Source organism: Burkholderia sp. Ac-20349, from assembly GCF_017104865.1.
In the GTDB taxonomy this organism is placed as follows: Bacteria; Pseudomonadota; Gammaproteobacteria; order Burkholderiales; family Burkholderiaceae; genus Burkholderia; species Burkholderia aenigmatica.
The window spans coordinates 1-19,906 of the sequence record NZ_JAAGPM010000008.1 but is presented as its reverse complement, the minus strand read 5'-3'; the positions used below and the strand labels follow the sequence as shown (position 1 = coordinate 19,906).

21 protein-coding genes are annotated in these 19,906 nt (G+C 66.4%); 12 read left to right on the top strand and 9 right to left on the bottom strand.

Annotated elements, in window-relative coordinates; genetic code table 11:
- Nucleotides 1-176 precede the first annotated feature (176 nt).
- The 4 genes from motA (at nucleotide 177) to G3N61_RS04340 (ending at nucleotide 4,237) form a co-directional block, all read left to right on the top strand.
- Nucleotides 177-1,046, top strand: coding sequence for a flagellar motor stator protein MotA (gene motA / locus G3N61_RS04355; RefSeq protein WP_089453833.1), 870 nt, complete (start codon nucleotides 177-179; stop codon nucleotides 1,044-1,046).
- Nucleotides 1,047-1,056: 10 nt separating this feature from the next.
- Nucleotides 1,057-2,004, top strand: coding sequence for a flagellar motor protein MotB (gene motB / locus G3N61_RS04350; protein ID WP_205821680.1), 948 nt, complete (start codon nucleotides 1,057-1,059; stop codon nucleotides 2,002-2,004).
- A 238-nt stretch (nucleotides 2,005-2,242) separates the two neighbouring features.
- Nucleotides 2,243-2,770 carry a hypothetical protein gene (locus G3N61_RS04345; RefSeq protein ID WP_205821679.1) on the top strand — a complete coding sequence of 176 codons (528 nt, stop codon included), beginning with the start codon at nucleotides 2,243-2,245 and terminating at the stop codon, nucleotides 2,768-2,770.
- 120 nt (nucleotides 2,771-2,890) lie between these two features.
- On the top strand, nucleotides 2,891-4,237 hold the full coding sequence (locus G3N61_RS04340) for a DUF2325 domain-containing protein (protein WP_205821678.1): 1,347 nt from the start codon (nucleotides 2,891-2,893) through the stop codon (nucleotides 4,235-4,237).
- Nucleotides 4,238-4,344: 107 nt separating this feature from the next.
- Here G3N61_RS04340 and G3N61_RS04335 read toward each other — a convergent pair whose 3' ends face one another.
- The 4 genes from G3N61_RS04335 to G3N61_RS04320 form a co-directional block, all read right to left on the bottom strand.
- Entirely contained in the window at nucleotides 4,345-4,668 is a 324-nt protein-coding gene (locus tag G3N61_RS04335; RefSeq protein ID WP_043178724.1) for a LysR family transcriptional regulator, read from the bottom strand.
- Nucleotides 4,669-4,787: 119 nt separating this feature from the next.
- Nucleotides 4,788-5,279, bottom strand: a complete 492-nt coding sequence (locus tag G3N61_RS04330; RefSeq protein ID WP_205821677.1) for a molybdopterin-dependent oxidoreductase — start codon at nucleotides 5,277-5,279, stop codon at nucleotides 4,788-4,790.
- 141 nt (nucleotides 5,280-5,420) lie between these two features.
- Nucleotides 5,421-6,188: a DeoR/GlpR family DNA-binding transcription regulator gene (locus tag G3N61_RS04325; RefSeq protein ID WP_043178726.1), complete on the bottom strand. Its 768-nt coding sequence runs from the start codon at nucleotides 6,186-6,188 to the stop codon at nucleotides 5,421-5,423.
- Nucleotides 6,189-6,231: 43 nt separating this feature from the next.
- The gene (locus G3N61_RS04320; protein ID WP_205821676.1) at nucleotides 6,232-6,912 is read right to left on the bottom strand and encodes an MgtC/SapB family protein; all 681 of its coding nucleotides are present in this window, start codon (nucleotides 6,910-6,912) and stop codon (nucleotides 6,232-6,234) included.
- Between the two features lie 268 nt (nucleotides 6,913-7,180).
- Between G3N61_RS04320 and G3N61_RS04315 the strand changes: the two genes are divergently transcribed.
- From G3N61_RS04315 to G3N61_RS04300, 4 genes are all read left to right on the top strand, one after another.
- On the top strand, nucleotides 7,181-8,125 hold the full coding sequence (locus G3N61_RS04315) for a choline ABC transporter substrate-binding protein (RefSeq protein WP_205821675.1): 945 nt from the start codon (nucleotides 7,181-7,183) through the stop codon (nucleotides 8,123-8,125).
- Nucleotides 8,126-8,147: 22 nt separating this feature from the next.
- On the top strand, nucleotides 8,148-8,828 hold the full coding sequence (locus tag G3N61_RS04310) for an HAD family hydrolase (protein ID WP_205821674.1): 681 nt from the start codon (nucleotides 8,148-8,150) through the stop codon (nucleotides 8,826-8,828).
- 169 nt (nucleotides 8,829-8,997) lie between these two features.
- The gene (locus G3N61_RS39420) at nucleotides 8,998-9,135 is read left to right on the top strand and encodes a hypothetical protein (RefSeq protein ID WP_226127085.1); all 138 of its coding nucleotides are present in this window, start codon (nucleotides 8,998-9,000) and stop codon (nucleotides 9,133-9,135) included.
- 44 nt (nucleotides 9,136-9,179) lie between these two features.
- Entirely contained in the window at nucleotides 9,180-11,630 is a 2,451-nt protein-coding gene (locus G3N61_RS04300; RefSeq protein WP_205821672.1) for a phospholipase C, phosphocholine-specific, read from the top strand.
- A 102-nt stretch (nucleotides 11,631-11,732) separates the two neighbouring features.
- Here G3N61_RS04300 and G3N61_RS04295 read toward each other — a convergent pair whose 3' ends face one another.
- Complete coding sequence (locus tag G3N61_RS04295) at nucleotides 11,733-12,392, bottom strand: M24 family metallopeptidase (protein WP_205821671.1); 660 nt, start codon at nucleotides 12,390-12,392, stop codon at nucleotides 11,733-11,735.
- A 163-nt stretch (nucleotides 12,393-12,555) separates the two neighbouring features.
- Nucleotides 12,556-13,719 (bottom strand): porin, encoded by a 1,164-nt coding sequence (locus tag G3N61_RS04290; RefSeq protein ID WP_205821670.1) that lies wholly within the window; start codon nucleotides 13,717-13,719, stop codon nucleotides 12,556-12,558.
- Nucleotides 13,720-13,866: 147 nt separating this feature from the next.
- Here G3N61_RS04290 and G3N61_RS04285 point away from each other — a divergent pair, with 147 nt between their 5' ends.
- Both G3N61_RS04285 and G3N61_RS04280 read left to right on the top strand, forming a co-directional pair.
- Complete coding sequence (locus G3N61_RS04285) at nucleotides 13,867-14,439, top strand: hypothetical protein (RefSeq protein WP_205821669.1); 573 nt, start codon at nucleotides 13,867-13,869, stop codon at nucleotides 14,437-14,439.
- Between the two features lie 43 nt (nucleotides 14,440-14,482).
- Nucleotides 14,483-15,073 carry a GNAT family N-acetyltransferase gene (locus G3N61_RS04280; protein ID WP_205821668.1) on the top strand — a complete coding sequence of 197 codons (591 nt, stop codon included), beginning with the start codon at nucleotides 14,483-14,485 and terminating at the stop codon, nucleotides 15,071-15,073.
- 73 nt (nucleotides 15,074-15,146) lie between these two features.
- Here G3N61_RS04280 and tam read toward each other — a convergent pair whose 3' ends face one another.
- Complete coding sequence (tam, locus tag G3N61_RS04275; RefSeq protein WP_205821667.1) at nucleotides 15,147-15,932, bottom strand: trans-aconitate 2-methyltransferase; 786 nt, start codon at nucleotides 15,930-15,932, stop codon at nucleotides 15,147-15,149.
- Between the two features lie 137 nt (nucleotides 15,933-16,069).
- Between tam and G3N61_RS04270 the strand changes: the two genes are divergently transcribed.
- Nucleotides 16,070-16,960 carry a LysR family transcriptional regulator gene (locus G3N61_RS04270; RefSeq protein WP_043178737.1) on the top strand — a complete coding sequence of 297 codons (891 nt, stop codon included), beginning with the start codon at nucleotides 16,070-16,072 and terminating at the stop codon, nucleotides 16,958-16,960.
- A gap of 145 nt (nucleotides 16,961-17,105) precedes the next feature.
- Entirely contained in the window at nucleotides 17,106-18,389 is a 1,284-nt protein-coding gene (locus G3N61_RS04265; protein ID WP_043178739.1) for a cystathionine gamma-synthase family protein, read from the top strand.
- Nucleotides 18,390-18,563: 174 nt separating this feature from the next.
- On the opposite strand, the gene G3N61_RS04260 is transcribed toward G3N61_RS04265, so the two are convergent.
- Nucleotides 18,564-18,998, bottom strand: coding sequence for a GNAT family N-acetyltransferase (locus tag G3N61_RS04260; protein WP_205821666.1), 435 nt, complete (start codon nucleotides 18,996-18,998; stop codon nucleotides 18,564-18,566).
- 156 nt (nucleotides 18,999-19,154) lie between these two features.
- Nucleotides 19,155-19,906: ABC transporter permease subunit (locus tag G3N61_RS04255; protein WP_205821665.1), on the bottom strand; the 752-nt coding region annotated here is incomplete at its 5' end.

The following is a 19,906-nucleotide window of genomic DNA, read 5'->3' as shown; positions in this document are numbered from 1 at the left end:
GTTATTGCATCAACACCCGCCGATTGGCGTCGTTTTGCAGCGCATCGGGATGACTGCCCGGTTCGCATCCGACACGCAGCGACCCGAGGCCATCGCGGGCATGGAGCGGGAGAGCCAGTCGTCCCGCTCGCTTTTGAACAACGCATGCAGCAGCGCAAGTCGCGGACGAGGGAATCATGTTTGTAGCCATCGGGTGGATCGTCGTGATCGGGTCGGTGATCGGCAGTTTTGTCGGCGTGGGTGGCCACGTGCCGGCCTTGTTGCAACCGTTCGAGCTGCTATGCATTTTCGGCGCGGCGCTGGGTGCGTTCGTCGTCAGCAATCCGGTCACGACGCTGAAGAAGACGATCAAGAGCCTGCCGACCTGTTTCAAGGGCGGCGGCTATACGAAGCAGCAATACGTCGAGCTGATCGCCCTGTTGTACGAGTTGCTGCAGAAGGCCCGCAAGGACGGCATGATGGCGCTCGAGGCCGACGTCGACGCGCCCGAGCAAAGCCCGCTGTTCCAGAAGTATTCGCATGTGCTCGGCGACCATCACCTGCTCGACTTCATCGTCGATTACTTGCGGATGATGTCGGGCGGCAACGTGAACGTGCTGGAGATGCAGGACCTGATGGATGAAGAGCTGCATACGCACCATGCGGAGGCGTCGGTCGCGGCCAACGCGATCCAGAAGATGGCGGACGGCCTGCCGGCGTTCGGCATCGTCGCCGCGGTGATGGGCGTCGTGCATACGATGGGCTCGGTCGGCGCGCCGCCCGCCGTGCTCGGCAAGATGATCGCCGGCGCGCTCGTCGGCACCTTCCTCGGCATCCTGCTCGCGTATGGCTTCGTCGGCCCGCTCGCGGATCTGCTCCATGCGAAGGGCCGCGCGGCGGCCAAGCCGTTCCAGTGCGTGAAGGCCGTGCTGCTCGCGTCGATGAGCGGCTACGCACCGGCGGTGGCGGTGGAATTCGGCCGCAAGGTGCTGTTCACGGCCGATCGCCCGAGCTTCAAGGAGCTCGACGAGGCCGTCCGCGCGACGAAGTCGCCCAAGGCTGCGTAACGGAGGCGCCATGGCCGACAGTCGCTCCAATCCGTCGAAACAGGCCCCGCTCGTCGTCGTGCGCCGCAGGAAAGGCGAGGACCACGACGCCCACCATGGCGGCGCATGGAAAATCGCCTACGCCGATTTCGTCACGGCGATGATGGCGTTCTTCCTGCTGATGTGGCTGCTCGGCTCGGTCTCGAAGTACGACAAGCAGGGGATCGAGGATTACTTCAACACGCCGCTGTCGACGCTCCTGTCCGGCGGGCAGGACGCGCAGGCACCGCGTCCGAGCGTCGTGCAAGGAGGCGGCCGGGACCTGTCGGATCCCGCACCGGCGATCGACTCGCAAACGCAACCGGTGCCGGCCAGCGCACCCGCGGCACTCGCCGGCATCGTCGACACGCACAAGCTCGAACGCCTGAAGGCGAAGCTGACCGCGGCGATTGCACAAAGCCCGTCGTTGCGCGCGTACCAGGACCAGATCCGGATCGCGATCACCAACGAGGGCTTGCGCATCGAGATCGTTGATTCGCTCAAGCGCCCGATGTTCGCGTCGGGCAGTTCGCAACCCGAAGGCTATGCCACCGCGATTCTCACCCAGATCGGTACGGCACTCGACGATGTCGAAAACCGCGTGTCGATTGCCGGGCACACCGACTCGACGCCGTATCCCGACGGCCCCACGGGCTATTCGAACTGGGAGCTCTCCAGCGATCGCGCGAATGCCGCGCGGCGCGCGCTGGTCGCGGGCGGGTTGCGGGAAGACAAGCTGCTGCAGGTGCGCGGGCTCGCGGATGTCCTGCCGCTCGACAAGAATGTGGCGGACGAGCCCACCAATCGCCGCATCAGCATCCTCGTGATGAACAATACCGCCGAGCAGGCGTTCTTTCGGGACGGCGGCCGGACGACGATGGACGAAACGGCCGGCGCCCGGGCCGCCGTGCTGCCGGCGGCGCTCACGCGGCAGCATTAGGCGTACGCGCGATCACGCACGCGGGCCGGATGTGCTCGGCTACCGTGCATATCCTCGTGCCCGACAGCGCGTACCTCCGCTTCATGGCCGCGTTCGGAACGGCCGTGAGCAACATCGACTGACCAGTCGGCCGTTCAGGCCGTTGACGGCACCGTGTCTCATCGACGGTGCCGTCTTTTTTTGCGCATGCGATATATTCCGTAGAATATATCGATACCTGCACTTCCGGAGATCCACCATGCCCCGCACGCCGACGGATCGCGCCCCGCAGCGCACCGCACGGGAACAGCCGCTCGCGCGCAAGATCCGCGCGCTCAGGCCGCTGTCGAGCGACGCGCGCGCGCAGCAGGTCACGGATGTCGTCGACGCGTTCCGGCGCCTGCGCGGCAGCGTCGTGCGTTTCATCCTGATGTTCTCGGCCGCGCATGCTGACGATGCGCTGTCCGCCCTGGGCTTTCGTGACCTGTTGTCGACACTCGAAGACCATGCACGCACCGCCCGCTTCACGCGCCTGCCCGAACTCGAACGGGCGATCGGCCACGCGCGCCGCCTCGAACGCACGCGCGACGACGTGTTCTCCGATTCGTTCAGCAACGACCCGGCCGCGATGCGCGACGCGGTCGCCGCACTGGAGCGTGTCGACCTGCTGTTCGTCGGGCTGTGCGTCGAGTACGTGATGGCGCGTCATGCGCCGGCATCGCTCCCCGTTTCGTCCGAGGCCCCGTCCGCACTATCGCTCACCGGCCATTCAAGCGCGCTCTGCTGACCGCGCGACGCGGCCTTGCTCCGTGCTTTCCCCGGAATTTCGTGCGTTATATTCCGTGGTATATTTCGCGAATCTTTCGCGCATCCGTCTCCGGCCCGACCACGCCGGACAGAGGTCAACATGCACGCTCCGCCCTTTCGCCTTGCCCGCACGGCGGATCTCTCGTCGCCCGGCGGTAACCTGCCCTCGGCAACCGGCACGCGGGTCGACGCATGCTGCGCGCCGTCGCGTGCGCAACTGACCGAGCTGAAGCGCCGCGCGCGCCTGTCCGAGCTCGATGCGAACCTGCACTGCTCGATCATCGGCACCTGCCTGACCACGCACGAACTGCGCAGGCTCGTACCGAAGTTCACCGACCTCGACCGCCAGCACGCGACCGATCTCGACATCCATCACGCGGCCGTCGAGCTCGCGATCGGCGGCACGGCCGGCGCCAAGGCCTTGCACAAGGCGCTCGACGAGCGCTACGCCGGCGCGATCCGCGCATTCGACAGCGCGAAGGACGCGGACGAACTCCTCGTGCGCTGGAAGGACGCGCTGAAGAGCGGCGACATTCCGCCCGCGTACTGGGCGCTGATGACGCATCCGCGCACGACGATGGGCGTGCGCCAGGCCGCGTTCGGCGACCTGCACATGCTGTCGCATCTGGTCGGCGCGGCCAATCGCGCCGATATCCGGCGGCTGGTCGCGCTCGAGGAAGAGAATGCGGCGCTGCACGCGAAGCTCGAACGGCAGCAGGTGCGCCTGCACGACATGAGCACGCAGCGCGACGCGGCGCTGCAGGAACGGGATGCCCTCGCCGCGCGCCAGCACGCGCAGCCGCCGGCGGCCGAAAGCGCCTTGCGCGACGAAGTACACGAACTGCGCGAAGCGCTGGCCGCACGCGACGAACGGCTCGCGCTGCACACGAGCCGCCGCGAGGCGGCCGAGCAGCGGATCGCCGCGGAACAGGCGAGCGCCCGCGCGATGCGCGCGCGGCTCGACGACCTGATGGCGATGGTGAAGACGCTGCGCGCCGAAGCGAGCGCGATCGAACAGGCGGTGCAGGCGTCGGCGGACGACCCGGCCGAACGCGCGGCCGATCCGCTGTCGATCCTTCAGGGTACGCGTCTGGTGTACGTCGGCGGGCGCCCGGGCTCGAACCGGGCGATCAAGCGGATCGTCGAAACGGCGGGCGGCGACGTGACGCTGCACGACGGCGGCATCGAGGATCGCAAGGGCCTGCTGGCCGCGGCGCTACCGGGCGCGCAGATGGTCGTGTTCCCGGTCGACTGTATCGACCACGATTCGATGAACCTGCTCAAGCGCATCTGCGAACGCCACCACATCGCGTACTACCCGCTGCGGACGGCCAGCGTCGCCAGCTTCGTCGAGCTGATCGGGCGGCTCGATGCGCAGGCGCGCGATGTGATGGCTCCGGATGCCGCCACGGGCGACACGCCGCGCTTCTGCCTGCGGCACGGCTAGGGCCCGGTTCGCGTCGTCGCTGTCCTTGCGCACTGCCCTTCATGGGCCAGTGAAAGCCCGCCGTCAGCCTGAACAGGCCTCCGGGCAAGCGCACATGCGGCGTACCTTCAGCGCCGCACCATTTTCGTGAGCGCGGTAATTTCGTCGGCGCAAGCCGCGTAAGCACGCGCCTCGATCTCGCGATAGAGGCGGATGATCTCCTCGCCGACCGGTGTGAGCACGCTGCCGCCGCCGCTCTGCCCGCCATGCTCGGACACCGTCGCCGGCGATTTCAGCGAGCGGTTCAGTTCGTCCATCAGCAACCACGCACGCCGGTACGACATCTTCAGGCTACGCGCCGCCGCCGAAATCGAACCGTGCTCGCGCACGGCTTCGAGCAGCGCGACCTTGCCCGGGCCGAGCGCGATCGTGTCGGCCTGCTGGATACGCATCCTGAACCGCACCTCAGGCTTGGGGTGTGCCGGTGTCTTCATGTTGTCCCGCCCTTTGAACGATGCGGGCAAGCATACACGATGGCCGGTGCAGCGCACGCGGCCGCCTGCGTGCCGGCTCAGACCTCGAGCACGCGCGCGACGATGCCGGCCAGCCGCTTCACGTGGCGCGGTGCGGGCAGAAGGTCGGCGCCCGAGAACAGCAGCGGCGCGCCGTCGTCGATCGACAGCGGCGCGTCGCCGCATTCGAACGCGACGATCACGTGCTCGCCGACGGGCGTGTTGAATAGTTCATGCCAGGAAAACGTGACCGCGTAGCCGTCGTGCGCATGCGCGATGAACACCATGCGCTTGAAGTCACCCGGCGCGTCGTTGCGCAGCCCGGCCACATCGAGCAGGTCCTTCAGCCGTGCGCCACGATACGGCGCGACCGCGCGGATGAAGCGGTTGGTCGTGAAGCAGCGCAGGTCGAACGGCTCGGCCGTCGCGCTCGCATGCAGGCGCAGGTCGTCGAGCGTCACCGTCATCGGCCGCTCGAATGCGCCCGTCAGCGCGATCGAGCCTGCCGCCGCCTGATGCGCCGAAGGCGCCGCCGTCCCTGCCATCTCCATCGCCCGCCTCCATGACGGCCCGCCGGTAGGCGGGCCTTCGTTGTATCGATGGATATATTACGCCGCTAAAAAACCGGCCGACAGCATGCGCGCCGCATGGGCGGCATAACGGCGGCCGATCGTGCCCCACGCTGCCCGGCACTACGCCAGCACGATGTTCTTGATGACTTTCTTGAGGCTCTTGAAGCTGTCGACCGATTCCGCCTTCGAGTCCGTCACCAGCGCACCGATCCGCGCCGGCTCGCAGAAGCTGATCCGGCTGTTCGTGCCGAGCTTGCTGAAATCGGCCAGGATCGCGACGTCCGCCGCGTTGCTGACCATCGCGCGCGCCACCTCGGTTTCCATCCGGTCGTAGTTGGTCGCGCCTCGGACGGCATCGACGCCCACCGGCGACAGCAGCGCGAGGTCGGCGCGGTAGCGGAAGATTTCGGCGACCGTGCCGTCGCCGACGGTCGCGGCCGCGCGGCTCCCGATCATCCCGCCGAGCAGGATCGTTTCGTTATTCGCCTGTGCCGGGTCGCTCGACCGCATCTTCAGTGCGACGTCGATCGAGTTCGTGACGATCGTGAGGCCCGACAGCTTCGCCAGTTCCTCGGCCAGCAGCGTCGTGGTCGTGCCCGCGTCGATGAACAACGTCTGCGAGCCCGTGACCAGCCGGGCCGCCGCGCGGGCGATCGCCAGCTTCGCCTTCACGTGCGTCTGCGCGCGCTCGGCGATCGGCGCTTCGTCGCCCACCTGCACCGCGCCGCCGTGTACGCGCTTCAGTTCACCGAGCGCCTCGAGGTCGACGAGATCGCGACGCACGGTTTCCCGCGACACGTTCAGGTCGGCCATGATCCGGTCGGTGGAAACGCGCTGCATCTTCGATAACAGAAGCCGGATCCTCTGGTATCGCTCTTCTTGCCACATGGAATGTCCTCGGAATGAACGTCAATGTTATTCGAATGGCGAACTATGCTGCGCTCTCCTCCATCTTTTTGATGCCGACGAGGGTCTGCAGGGATTGACGGACCGCCTGGACCTCGCTGCTCGTCATCTTTGAAAACACCACGTGGATGCGGTCGTCGTCTGGCGCTGCATCGTCCTGTTCGATGATGAACTGGGCGATGCGCGCCTGGTCGATACCGGGCATCGCCTGCAGCGACGTCAGTTTCACGGCGCCGCGGCTCGCGAGGATGCGCACGCCCCAGCGCTGCCGCGCGGCGAAGAAGCGCTTCTCGATCGGCTTCAGGCCGGCCAGGATCGCGAGCACGATCGCCGTCGCGGCGATCGCAGCCACATACATGCCGCCGCCCACCGCCAGCCCGACCGCCGCCACGACCCACAGGCTCGCCGCGGTCGTCAGGCCGCGGATGATCTCGCCGCGCAGCATGATCGACCCGGCACCGAGGAAGCCGATGCCCGACACCACCTGCGCGGCGACGCGCGACGGGTCCAGCGACACGTTCTTCGCATTCTGGATATCCGCGAACCCGAACGCCGACACGATCATCACGAGCGCGGCGCCCACGGCCACCAGCATGTGCGTGCGCAACCCGGCCGCCCACGACAGGCGCTCGCGCTCGATGCCGACGATGCTGCCGAGCAATGCCGCCAGCAACAGGCGAGAAATGATTTCCAGCTGACTGATCATGCGAGGTCTCCTTGCTTTGCCTGGTCTACCTGATGAAGCACGGCCCGCGAGGGCCGCCGCCCGACTCTCCTTGCCTTCGCCCGCCGGTTGCCAAGCCCGGCAACCGGCGAGTTGTATTTTTGTGCGATCTTGCGAATTTGTGCGTTCTAATATACGGTACGCAAAACTACAAAGCCAGACCCAAGTTCGTTTGTTTCATCCGATCAGTACGATCAATCGTCAGACCATTCAGGCAACACGATCCGGAACATTTGCTTAGGAGACCAACATGATTAAGAAGGCATGGATGCTGGGCGCAACACTGCTGGCAGCGCTGGCGACGGCCCCCGCTCACGCGTCGGAAGGCGACGTCTGCAAAAAGGTGACGCTCGGCGATGTCGGCTGGAGCGACATCGCAGCCACCACCGGCGTCGCGATGATGCTGCTCGACGGGCTCGGGTACGAGGCGACCAAGACGATCGCGTCGCCGCCGATCGTGCTCGCCGGCGTAAAGAAGGCGCAGATCGACGCGTTCCTCGGCTACTGGGATCCGAGCATGACGCCGACGGTGAAGCCGTTCGTCGATGCCGGCGCCGTCCACCAGCTGCCGCAACCGAACCTGGTCGGCGCGCGCTATACGCTGGCCGTGCCGCAATACGCGTCGGACAAGGGCCTCAGGAGCTTTGCCGATATCGCGAAGTTCCGCGACCAGCTCGACGGCAAGATCTACGGGATCGGCGCCGGCAACAACGGCAACGCGCTGATCCAGCGGATGATCGACAAGAACGAGTTCGGGCTCGGCGGCTTCAAGCTGGTCGAATCGAGCGAAGCCGGGATGCTCGTCCAGGTCACGCGCGCGGTGCAGGAGCATCGGATGATCGTGTTCCTCGCGTGGGAGCCGCATCCGATGAACATCAACTACAAGATCGCCTATCTCGACGGCGGCGACGGCGTGTTCGGCCCTAACTACGGCTCGGCGAAGGTCTATACGCTCGTCACGCCCGGCTACCTCGAACGCTGCCCGAACGTCGGCCGGCTGCTGACCAACCTGAAGTTCACGACCGACGAAGAGAACCAGCTGATGGTGCCGATCATGAATCACGCCGATCCGGTCGCGGTCGCGAAGGAATGGGCGAAGAAGAACCCCGGCGTGCTGTCGAAGTGGCTCGACGGCGTCACGACCATCGACGGCAAGAACGCGAAAGACGCGATCGAGAAGCTCATCGGCGCATGAACACGCAACACAAGGAGCCCCCATGTACAAGAATCTCGCGCTGTTCGACCTCGACCACACGCTGCTGCCGCTCGACAGCGACCAGGCCTGGAGCCGCTTCATCACGCGAGTGGGCTGGCGGGAAGACGACGCGCATGTGGCGCTGATCGACGAGCACTACGGCCACTATGCGGCCGGCACGCTCGACATGGACGCGTATCTCGCCGTGACGCTCGCGCCGCTCACCCGCTATCCGCGCAAGGTGCTCGAACGCTGGCATGCGCGATTCATGGACGAAGTGATTCGTCCGGCGATCACGCCGCAGGCGCGCGAGCTGGTCGACCGCCATCGCGAGAACGGCGATCTCTGTTGCATCGTGACGGCGACCAACGTCTTCGTCACGCGGCCGATCGCGGCGGAATTCGGCATAGAGCACCTGCTCGGCATCGAGCTCGATACCGACGACGGCACGCCGGACGGTGCGTTTACCGGGCGCAGTACGGGCGTGCCGAGCTTCCGCGAAGGGAAGATCGTGCGCACCACCGAGTGGCTGGAAACACTCGGCTACGCGCCGTCCGATTTCGAGCGCACCTACTTCTACAGCGATTCGTTCAACGACGTGCCGCTGCTGGATTACGTCACGCATCCGGTCGCCACCAATCCCGACTCCAGGCTGTTGCAAGTGGCAGGCACGCGCGGGTGGCCTGTCATGAAGTTGTTCTGATTCGGGCGCTATTCTCTGCGGTTCATTTTTCATCTCTGGAGGGGTAATGAAATACGGAGCACGCAGCAACCGTCCCGATCATTCAGGAATCCGATTCGAATCAAACAGAAAGCCAATCGTCAACTCGCACCAGTCGGAAAGCCGCTTTCCGCACTGGCGCGGCGTTTTCATGATCGCGCTCCTGTGCACGCTGGCCGCTTGCGGCGATGGCGACTCGGGCACCGCGGCCAACGTGGCGGCCGCGCGTGCGGCCGCACCGGGCTCGGCGTCCACGCCCGTCCTGCACTGCGCGAGCGCGTGCCACTGACCGACGCCGGCCGCAAGGCCCGTCATCCAAGACAGAGAGCGATCATGCAAAACAAACCCACAACCCGACGTCAGTTCCTCGCCGATGCATTGAAGCTCGCCGGTGCCACCGCGATCACGGGCATGCTGCCCGAAAGCATCGCGCGCGCGCAGGCCATTCCGGCAGCCACCGTCACCGGCACGATCCAGGACGTGAAGCACGTCGTGATCCTGATGCAGGAAAACCGCTCGTTCGACCACTACCTCGGCACGCTGGGCGGCGCGCGCGGCTTCGGCGATCCGCGGCCGGTCGTGATTTCGAGCGGGTATCCGGTGTGGCGCCAGCCCTGGATGCTGTCCTACGTGTTCCCGTTCAACCCGTCCCCGCCCTTCGGCACGGCGAATGGCGACACCTACTACGGCGACCTCCCTCACGACTGGGGCACCACGCACAGCGCCTGGAACAACGGCCGCTACGACAACTGGACCGCCGCGAAGACCAGCGGCACGATGTACTACTTCACGCAGAACGACGTCCCGTTCTACTACGCGCTGGCGAGCGCGTTCACGGTGTGCGACGACTACCACTGCTCGATGCTCGGCCCAACCGACCCGAACCGGCTGTATCTGTGGACCGGCTGCTGCGGCAACGTGCCGGGCTATTCGCCGTACACGGACAACACGATGACCGGCACCGGCTGGACGACCCTGCCGGAACGGCTGAACGCGGCCGGCGTCACGTGGAAGTTCTATCAGGACAAGGGCAACGGCCTGGATTCCGGCCATGCGTACGGCAATTCCAACAGCGCCGGCAGCACGCTGTGGTGGAACGGGAACTACGGCGACAACATCGTTCTCAACTTCAAGCAGTACCAGAACCTCGGCGCCAACGATCCGCTCGCGCCCGCGCTCAACGGCACGCAGATCGACCCGAGCGGCGGCGGCAAGGAATACGACACGAACCTGTTCAGCCAGCTGCAGGCCGACGTCGCGAACGACACGTTGCCGCAAGTGTCGTGGATCGCCGCACCTTACGCGTACTGCGAGCATCCGTCGTGGGCCGCGAGCGGCGGCGAATGGTACGTGAGCAACGTGCTGAATGCGTTGACCTCGAATCCGAAGGTCTGGGCCAGCACGGTCCTGCTCGTGATGTACGACGAGAACGACGGCCTGTTCGATCACGTGCCGCCCGCCGTCCCGGCCAGCTCCGCGGCCGGCACCGGGCAGTCGACCGTCTCGACGGCCGCGGAATTCGTCGCCAGCAGCGGCAGCGCATCGGACGGCTCGGCCAGCGGCGACGTGCCGATCGGGCTCGGGCCGCGCGTGCCGATGTTCGTGATCTCGCCGTGGTCGAAGGGCGGCAAGGTGAATTCGCAGGTCTTCGATCACACGTCGGTGGTCCGGTTCCTGGAAGCGCGCTTCGGGTTTCAGGAAACCAATATCTCGCCGTGGCGACGCGCGGTGTGCGGCGACCTGACGTCGGCCTTCGATTTTTCGAACGCCGACCAGACGGTGCCCGCGATCCAGCCGCCGGCGAGCAACATGAACCCGAACGGTCCGGCCGTCCTGATCCCCTACCCGACCACCACCGCGGTGCCGGCACAGACCGCCGGCCGCAGCACCGCGTGCCGCCTGCCCTACGAGTTCTTCGTGCAAGGCAAGGTCAACCGCGCCGGCAACGCGCTGGCGCTGACGATGACCAACACCGGCACCGCGGGCGTCCACTTGCAGGCGTGGGTCGACGGCACGAGCACGATCCCGCGGCATTACACGATCGCGGCCAGCGCGACCCAGTGCGCGAACCTGTCGGACTCGCTCGCGCTGAACAGCGGCGGCAGCTACGACTATTCGGTCTACGGGCCGAACGGCTTCCTGCAGACGTTCCGCGGCAGCATCGGTTCGTCCGCCAACACGGGATCGAGCGCCGAAATCAGCCTGTGCTACGACGTCGCGAACGGCAACGTGCAGATCACGCTCGACAATTCCGCAGGGTCCAGCGCGACGACGTTCCAGCTCACCGACAACGCATACGGGATGAACACGCGGCAGTCGTTCACCGTCGCGGCCGGCGCGACGCAAGCGGTCACATGGTATGGCGACGGCGGCTGGTACGACGCCAGCATCCGCGACGCGAACGATCCGAACTTCCTGCGCCGCGTGGCCGGCTGCGTGCAGACGCAATCCGGCGCGCTGCTCACGGATTCGGCGATCGGCAATACCGGCAAGCAATTCGTCGCGTCGCTCGCGTCGCAGGGCTCGACGTTCGGCACGCTGCGCTTTGACTACGTCGCACCGCCGTGGAGTCACAGCCCGAAGAACTGGGTCGGTATCTTTGCGCATGGCGCGCAGCCGACCAAGGGCAGCTACAAATCGTGGGCATACCTGCCGAAGAGCACCGGCTCGCTGCTGTTCTCGTCCACGGCCAACAGCACGCTGGCGTCGGGGCAGTACGATGCGTGGTACCTGTTCGACGACGGCTACACGCCGCTCGCGGGCCCCGTCACGATCAACATCTGACGGCCTGGCCAGACCGTGCCGGCCGCCCGCATTGGGCCGGCACGCATTCGGGCGCAACGTGCGACGTTGCGCCCGAATGCTTTTCCAGCCGATGGGGATGCGTTATACGAGCAGATCCTCGTAGAACGCGCCGAATGGCCGCGTCGAGTGCGCGATCTGGATTTCGAGGATCCACAGCCCGGCCGCCGGCGCGGCATCGAAGTCACCGAGATTGCCGGCCTTGTAGATCGCGTGCGGAAAGTCGCTGACGCGATGCCCCTTGATGTCGACGTTCAGCCGGAAGCCGTGCGCGTCGGCGCGTTGCACGGCGAATTCGTACAGCGCGATACCCGCGCAGCCGGTCGTGCGCCAGTGATGTTCGACTTCGTCGTAGATCGCGCGCGCCGCTCGCGCACACGCATGCATGTCGGGATCGTCGCCGCACACGAACGTCGCGCCCGCGTCGCCTTCATGCTTCGCCCACACCGCGCCCAGGTCGATGAAGAAGATGTCGTCGGCGGCGAGGACGGGGTCCGCCACCGAGCGCTCCTTGAACGTGCGCAGCGTGTTTTCTCCGAAGCGGACGAGCACCGGATGCCAGATCCGGTCCATCCCGAGATCCTTCAGCACGCTCAGCCCCAGCGCGTTCGCCTCCGATTCCCGCATGCCGGGCCGGATGCCCGCGGCGATCGCGTCGACAGCCTGCCAGGTCATGGTTCTTGCATGCTGCATCGCGTCGAGCGAAAAGGCTTCGCCGACGGCTTCGCGGTGCATCGAATTCAAGATGGTGCTCCCGTACGGGTGAAAGGGGGTGGGTTCCGTCGTTCGTCGTTTCGATATGCACAGGAGAATATATCGATTCGCGAACCGGTGCCCAGTCGCACTTCTCCGCACGCCACAGCGAAACGGGCGCCCCGATGGAGCGCCCGCTCGCGTGCGCGGTCGATCAGAACTTGTGACGCAGACCGATCCGCGTGACGAACTGCGTGTTCGCGCCTGCGTTGCCGATGAACGACCCCGACGAGCCGATCTCGGCCTGGACCGGCACCGCGCGGCCGTTGATCGTGTTGCTGCCCGACGCCTTCTGATAGGCCGCGCTCACGTAGACGTCCGTACGCTTCGACAGCGCATAGTCGACCGCGGCGTTGACCTGGTGCCACTTGCCGTCAAAGCGGCCGTCGAGCTTCGAGAACGTGTAGCCGAGCCCGCCGCTCAGGGCCGGCGTGAACGCATAGCGGCCACCGATTTCGTAGTTGTTCAGCTTCGACGATTCGCCCGACAGCGGCACGAACTTCGTATGCGTCCAGTTCGCCCACACGAGCGCCGCCGCGATCGCATAGCGCGCGCCGACGCCGACCGTCTCGAGGTCGCGCAGCCCTTGCGTGTTGATGTTCGCGATGCTCACGCCGAACGCGGGCGTCGCACCGTTCGGGAAGCGGATGTTCGTGTACGCGGCGCCGATGCCGAACGGCCCTTGCGCATAGTTCGCACCGAAGCTGTACGCGCTCGACGAACCCTGCGCGCCGTTCGCACCGGTCGTGGTCGGCGTGCCCGCGAACTGCGTCGAGTTCGAGAAGCCGTACATCGCGCCGAACGTGAGACCCGCAAAGTTCGCACTCTGGAACTTCACTGCGTTGTTGATGCGGCTCGACGTCAGCTGGTCGAGGTCGTTGATGTGATACGCGTAGTTGCCGGCCGGCGTCTGGCTGCCCATCGAATAGTTCGCGCCGATGTAGTCGGTCGAGAACGAGTACTGGCGGCCGAACGTCAGCGAACCGATTCCGTTCTTCGACAGGCCGACGAACGCCTGCCGGCCGAACAGCGCGCCACCCTGGCCGATCGAGCCATCGCCGCTGCTGAAGCCGTTTTCCAGCACGAACAACGCCTTCAGCCCGCCGCCGAGATCCTCGGTGCCGCGGATGCCCCAGCGGCTGCCCGACGCGACGCCGTCGCCGTACTTGACGAGCTTGCCGTGCCCGCCCGACGTCGCGACCTTGTTCGAATACGTGATACCCGCATCGATCAGCCCATAGAGCGTGACGCTGCTTTGCGCGTGGGCGGCGGTGCCGAACATCCCGAGTGCGGCCGCGGCCACGATGGTCTTTTTCACGTTCACTTCCTTTTGTTGTTGACGCACGTCGTTGACGCGCGCGCCTGCGTCGCAGCGCGACGCGCGGCGTGTTGACGAAGAACCGACTGACGAACAAGCGCAAGCCACGGGATCGCCGCACGCACCTACCCCTCATGCGCGTGCACGATGCGTCGTTTCGATGCCAGTGTGGGCTTGCGGAAGCGGCATGCCGCAGGGCGGCCGCTCGTATTGCAGCGTCGGGAAGCGTGCGCACCGGTTGCGCATGCCGCGACGACGCGTTGCTCCGGCGATGCCGGTCAGAATCTCTTCCGGCTTTCGTGGAGCGGGTGGACGACGTGGCGCCAGACGACGCCACGACCTTCGATATGTTTTTCGGAATATATCGAGTTGTCACGCAACGGTAAACATTTATTCGGGTTCCTGTCGTCTTTCATCCACATGCGATCGACGGCCATGCGGATCGGAAGCAAGACGCGCGGCAGCCGGCACCGCCCCGATGCCGGCCGCCGTACCACCGCCGAAATCCCGCATAATCAGTCGGTTGAACGAGCGCCGCAGCCGGCGCGCGAACCCCGCACACGTTTGCGTCGCCGCCCGGTTCATGGCTGGCCCGCGTTCCGCGGTCACGGACGCAGCCAGTCTGTACCGGTCTCGCGCACGGCGAATTGTGCGGGCGCAAACAATCGACACAAGAACAAACGCGATGCGGCGCCCATCACGACGCCCGCGATCGCGTGACGGACGACACCACGCCATCCCGAAGAAGACAGGACACCGACACATGGACCGAGCCGAACACATCAGCATCGAACAGACGAGCGGGCTGCCCGCCGATGAACTGGACCGATGCGACTTCTCGTTCGACATCGCCTGGGAATTGAACGCGCCGTATCAGGACTTGCTCGACCTCCGCGCGCTGCCGGCGCGGCGCAAGAATTACGGCTTCGATCCGGCCGGCTGGGCGGACGAGGCGTCCGGCAAGACGGCGCTCTTTCGTGCGACGGCCGGCAACCGGCTCGCCGGGTTCGTGGCGATCGGCCAGAGCTGGAACGGGATGGCCGAGATCGCGGAGCTGGCCGTCGACCGCCACTGCCGGCGGCAAGGCATCGGGCAGTTGCTGCTGGCGGCCGCCGAAGCCTGGGCGCGCAGCCACGGGTTCGGCTTCATGCGGCTGGAGACGCAGTCGAACAATGTCGCCGCGTGCAGCACGTATGCGCGCTCGGGCTTCGTGCTGGGCGGACACGATCGCCTGCTGTACGCGGACGACGAGAACGACGGTGAGGTGGCGCTGTTCTGGTACAAGGACCTGCGCGACGGGCAGACCGCGCGGATCCGCACGATCGACCCGGAATCGATGCGGCCGGCGCGCTGACGCACCGCCGCCCGCGCTTCATGGCCGGGTCATGGCCGGGTCATGGCCGGGTCATGGCTGAGTCACGGCCGCATCACGTCCGCGTCGCGACGATGAACAGACGCGGGAACGGCAACAGCACGGTGCCGTCGGCGAGCGCCGGATAGCCGCCCGGCCCTGCGATCGCCTCGCGATACCGCGCGAGAAACGCCGCGCGCTCGCCGTCGTCGAGCGCCGCGAGGAACGGCCGCAGCGCGCTGCCCTTGAACCATTCGACGACCGCGTCGGCTCCGCCGCGCAACGGGTGGTAATAGGTCGTGCGCCACACGTCCACCCGCGAGCACAGCGGCGACAGCAGTGCGTGGTAATAACGCGCGTCGAACCGCTCGGTGCGTGCCGCGCCTTTCAGCTTGTCCGCCCACGGCCCGGCCGCGGCAACCTCGCGCATCAGCCGGTGCGCGGGTTCGTCGAGGTTGTCGGGCATCTGCACCGCAAGATGGCCGCCCGGCGCGAGCCGGCCGACGAGCGACGGAAACAGCGTATCGTGCGCAGGCACCCATTGCAGCACCGCATTCGCGAGAATCAGGTCGTAGCCGCCCGGATCGTCCCAAGTGGAGATATCCACGACATCGAAACGCAAGTCCGGCAGGCGCTTGCGCGCGGCGTCGATCATGTCCGCCGAGGCATCGATCCCATGAACCGTGGCGTCCGGCGCACGCGCGATCAGCGCCTCCGTCGAATTGCCGGGCCCGCAGCCGATGTCGATCGCGGTATGGATCGGCGTGTCCGGCACGGCGGCCAGCAGATCGCGGATCGGCCGCGTGCGTTCGTCCTCGAATTGCACATACTGGGCGGCGTATCGATCGAGTGGGGTCGTCATGTCGTTTCTCCTGGTCGGCGTGGACGGCCTTGCCTTCTACGCGGATGGGATGCCGCTAGCCGTCGAACCATCGCATTCTGCGATCGCCACGGCGTTCAGTAAAATGAATTTAATATCGTGATTGATTCAACTTTCCGATGAAAATCGATACGCTCGGTGTCCAGGCCTTCGTCGCGATCGCCGACGGCGGCAGCTTCCGGCAGGCAGCCGACACGCTGCACGTCACGCAGACGGCCATCACGCAGCGGCTGCGCAAGCTCGAAACTTTTCTCGGCGTCGCGCTCGTCGAGCGCACCACGCGCCGCACCACACTCACCGAAATCGGCCGCCGCTTCCTGCCGCAAGCACGCCGGCTGCTGAACGAGCTGTCCGACGCGCTCACCGAAATTCGCGAAACCGGCCTGAGCCAGCGCGGCGACGTCACGATCGCGTGCGTGCCGACGGTCGGCGTGCAATACCTGCCGCGCATCCTGCGCGCGTTCTCCGCGCACCGGCCGCACGATCGCGTGAAGATCCTCGATCACGCGTCGGCGTCGGTGCTGCAGGCCGTGCTGCATCGCGAGGCCGAGTTCGGTATCGGCATTGCCGGCGACCAGCATCCCGAACTGGTCAACGTGCCGCTGACGAGCGATCCCTATGTGCTGGTGTGCCGCGACGATCATCCGCTCGCGAAGCGGCGGCGCATTCGCTGGGCGGCGTTACAACCGCATCCGCTGATCTTCGCCGGCGAAGTGAGCGGCAATCGCGGGCTGCTCGACGGCGCACTGAAGACGAGCGGCGTGTCGCTGCATTCGTTCTACGAGGTGCAGCGCAGCTCGACGGCGCTCGGGCTCGTCGCGGAGGGGCTCGGTGCGGCCGTGGTGCCGAAGCTCGCGATCCAGAAGAACGCGTATCCGATGATCCGCACGATCGCGCTCGTCGAGCCGGCGGTATCGCGCACGCTCGTGCTCGTCACGCGCAAGAGTGCGCAACTGTCGCCGGCCGCCCGTGCCCTGTACGACATGATCGTCGAACAGGCGACACCCTGACGATCGTGTCAGGGGTGCGTCACGAAGCAGCGCCTTCGGAGTAGTATCGCCACACGCGGTCGCGACGACCGGTGCCTACCCGGCACCGCACGCATCATGCCACCGCTGCAACGGCCGTTCCTCACCACCCTGCACGGAGCACTGCATGGCCTATCGCAACTATCACAAGCGCAAGATTGCAGGCCGGGAACTCCATCCCGAAACCCAGATGATGTCGTACGGCTACGATCCGTTCCTGTCGGAAGGATCGGTGAAGCCGCCCGTGTTCCTCACGTCGACCTTCGCGTTCCGCACGGCCGAGGACGGCGCCGAATTCTTCGACGTCGTGGCCGGGCGCAAGCCTTCGCCCGAAGGCGAAGGCGCGGGCCTCGTCTACAGCCGTTTCAATCACCCGAACCTGGAGATCGTCGAGGATCGCCTCGCCCTGCTCGACGATTCCGAAGCGGCCGTCGCGACGTCGAGCGGCATGTCGGCCATCGCCGCGATCCTGCTGACGTTCCTGCGGCCGGGCGACTGCGTCGTCCAGTCCGTGCCGCTGTATGGCGGCACCGAAACGCTGATCTCGAAGTTCCTGCCCGAGTGGGGCATCCGCTCCGAAGTGATCGCCGACGGGCTGTCCACCCACGCGATCCGCGCCGCGCTCGAAGCGGCCGCGCAAAAGGGCAACGTGCGGATGTGCTACATCGAGACGCCCGCCAACCCGACCAACGCGCTGTTCGACCTCGACGGGCTGCGCAGCGAGATCGATGCATTCGAGGCACGCCACGGCTATCGCCCGCTGTCGGTCTGCGACAACACGCTGCTCGGGCCGCTGTACCAGAAGCCGTCGCGGCAAGGCATCGACCTGAGCGTGTACTCGCTGACGAAATACATCGGCGGGCATAGCGACCTCGTCGCCGGCGGCGTCACGGGCACGCGTGAGCTGATCACGAAGATCCGCTCGATCCGCAGCACGCTCGGCTCGCAGCTCGACCCGCATTCGTCGTGGATGATCACCCGCTCGATGGAAACGCTCGTGCTGCGCATGCAGCAGGCCGCACGCAGCGGCAGCGCCGTCGCCCGCTGGCTCGCCGGCAATCCGCATCGGCCCGTGCGCGTGCTGCACCCCGAGCTCATCGACGATCCGGCCTACCAGGCCGTCTACCAGCGCCAATGCAGCGGGCCCGGCTCGACCTTCGCGTTCATCCTCGACGGCGGCCGCGAGCAGGCGTTCCGGTTCATCAACCACCTGACGCTCTTCAAGTCGGCCGTCAGCCTCGGCGGCACGGAGTCGCTGATCTGCCATCCGGCGTCGACGACGCATTCGGGCGTGCCGGCCCAGGCGCGTGCGGCGGCGGGCGTGTCGGAAGGGTTGATTCGCGTATCGGTCGGGCTCGAACATCCGGACGACCTGATCGCCGACCTGTCGTACGCGCTCGAGCATTGCTGACACGCGTGGCATGCGCCCCGTGGCGGTTCGCACGGGGCGGTTCCCGCCGGCGCGCGGCGAGCATTCAGTGACGCCGCCCTCGCGTGGGGCCGGCGCCCGGACGCCGACGCCCGAACGCCGTCGTTCGCGCTGCGTCGCCGTGCATGCCGCGCGGCGCGAACCGGCTGAAACGATTCAGAGCACCTTCACCATGAACACGCGCGACGTGCCTTCCGGCTCGCACGGCACTTCGCCGAACGCTTCGTAACCCTGCTTCCGGTAGAAATCCGGCGCCTGGAACGAGATCGTGTAAAGCACCGCACGCGCGCATCCGCGTCGTTTCGCTTCCGCTTCGGCCTCGCGCAGCAACCGGCTGCCGAAGCCGCCGCCACGCAGCGATTCGGGCAGGTAAAAGAGATCGATGAAGAAGAGGCCGAGCGACGTGCGCCCCGTGAGGCCACCCACGATCTCGCCGGTCGCGGAATCGGTGACGTACACGTCGAGCGCGGCCGCGTCGGCGCGCCCCGTCATCGCGTGATTGAATTCGCCGAGCTTGCGGCTGATGAGATCGTGTGCGCCCGGCTGCTCGGTGTCGGTCAGTTGAAGCGTAACGTCGGGAACGGTTGTCATCGGGAGAACGCACGTCGGTGAATTGTCCGACATGATGCCAGCAAAGCGCGCGGCGCAAGACCGACCGGTTACCCCGCCCTGCAAGCGAGCGCCCCACGCAAACGGCGGGCCCGTCACGCGCCCGCCGTCGCTTTCGTCACGCCATGACACCCGGCGTCACGCCACCGCAAACGCCGCCTTCATGTCGGCCATGCGGCGCCGTTCACGCGCGATCATCATCCGGTTCACGACGATCACGCCGATCGTCACGGCCGTGATGAACAGCGTCGCCAGTGCGTTCATCTCCGGGTTCAGCCCCAGCCGCACGCGCGAGAACACCACCAGCGGCAGCGTCGTCGAGCCCGGCCCGGACAGGAACGCCGACAGCACCAGATCGTCGATCGACAGCGTGAACGACAGCAGCCACCCGGACAGCAGCGCCTGCGAGATCAGCGGCAGCGTCACCACGAAGAACACCTTCAGCGGCGTCGCGCCCAGGTCGAGCGCCGCCTCTTCGAGCGACTTGTTCATCTCCTTCACGCGCGACTGCACGATGATCGCCACGTACGACACGCACAGCATCACGTGACCGATCCAGATCGTCACCATCCCGCGGCCCTTCGGCCAGCCGAACATCTGCTCCAGCGCCACGAACAGCAGCAGCAGCGAGATGCCCTGGATCACTTCCGGAATCACCAGCGGCGCGTTGATCATCCCCGTGTACAGCGTGAAGCCCTTGAAGCGGCCGAAGCGCGCGAGCACGAAGCCCGCCCACGTGCCGATCACGACCGACGCGGTGGCCGTCAGCAGGCCGATCTTCAGCGACAGCCATGCGGCGGTCAGCAGCTCGTCGTCGTCCAGCAGCGCCGAGTACCACTTCAGCGAGAAGCCCGACCACACCGTCACCAGCTTCGACTCGTTGAACGAGT

Excerpts from the sequence above, each read along its gene's own strand:
- motA (WP_089453833.1), top strand. The coding sequence starts at position 177 with ATGTTTGTAGCCATCGGGTGGATCGTCGTGATCGGGTCGGTGATCGGC.
- motB (WP_205821680.1), top strand. The coding sequence starts at position 1,057 with ATGGCCGACAGTCGCTCCAATCCGTCGAAACAGGCCCCGCTCGTCGTC.
- G3N61_RS04345 (WP_205821679.1), top strand. The coding sequence starts at position 2,243 with ATGCCCCGCACGCCGACGGATCGCGCCCCGCAGCGCACCGCACGGGAA.
- G3N61_RS04340 (WP_205821678.1), top strand. The coding sequence starts at position 2,891 with ATGCACGCTCCGCCCTTTCGCCTTGCCCGCACGGCGGATCTCTCGTCG.
- G3N61_RS04335 (WP_043178724.1), bottom strand. The coding sequence starts at position 4,668 with ATGCGTATCCAGCAGGCCGACACGATCGCGCTCGGCCCGGGCAAGGTC.
- G3N61_RS04330 (WP_205821677.1), bottom strand. The coding sequence starts at position 5,279 with ATGGAGATGGCAGGGACGGCGGCGCCTTCGGCGCATCAGGCGGCGGCA.
- G3N61_RS04325 (WP_043178726.1), bottom strand. The coding sequence starts at position 6,188 with ATGTGGCAAGAAGAGCGATACCAGAGGATCCGGCTTCTGTTATCGAAG.
- G3N61_RS04320 (WP_205821676.1), bottom strand. The coding sequence starts at position 6,912 with ATGATCAGTCAGCTGGAAATCATTTCTCGCCTGTTGCTGGCGGCATTG.
- G3N61_RS04315 (WP_205821675.1), top strand. The coding sequence starts at position 7,181 with ATGATTAAGAAGGCATGGATGCTGGGCGCAACACTGCTGGCAGCGCTG.
- G3N61_RS04310 (WP_205821674.1), top strand. The coding sequence starts at position 8,148 with ATGTACAAGAATCTCGCGCTGTTCGACCTCGACCACACGCTGCTGCCG.
- G3N61_RS39420 (WP_226127085.1), top strand. The coding sequence starts at position 8,998 with ATGATCGCGCTCCTGTGCACGCTGGCCGCTTGCGGCGATGGCGACTCG.
- G3N61_RS04300 (WP_205821672.1), top strand. The coding sequence starts at position 9,180 with ATGCAAAACAAACCCACAACCCGACGTCAGTTCCTCGCCGATGCATTG.
- G3N61_RS04285 (WP_205821669.1), top strand. The coding sequence starts at position 13,867 with ATGCGTCGTTTCGATGCCAGTGTGGGCTTGCGGAAGCGGCATGCCGCA.
- G3N61_RS04280 (WP_205821668.1), top strand. The coding sequence starts at position 14,483 with ATGGACCGAGCCGAACACATCAGCATCGAACAGACGAGCGGGCTGCCC.
- tam (WP_205821667.1), bottom strand. The coding sequence starts at position 15,932 with ATGACGACCCCACTCGATCGATACGCCGCCCAGTATGTGCAATTCGAG.
- G3N61_RS04270 (WP_043178737.1), top strand. The coding sequence starts at position 16,070 with ATGAAAATCGATACGCTCGGTGTCCAGGCCTTCGTCGCGATCGCCGAC.
- G3N61_RS04265 (WP_043178739.1), top strand. The coding sequence starts at position 17,106 with ATGGCCTATCGCAACTATCACAAGCGCAAGATTGCAGGCCGGGAACTC.
- G3N61_RS04260 (WP_205821666.1), bottom strand. The coding sequence starts at position 18,998 with ATGACAACCGTTCCCGACGTTACGCTTCAACTGACCGACACCGAGCAG.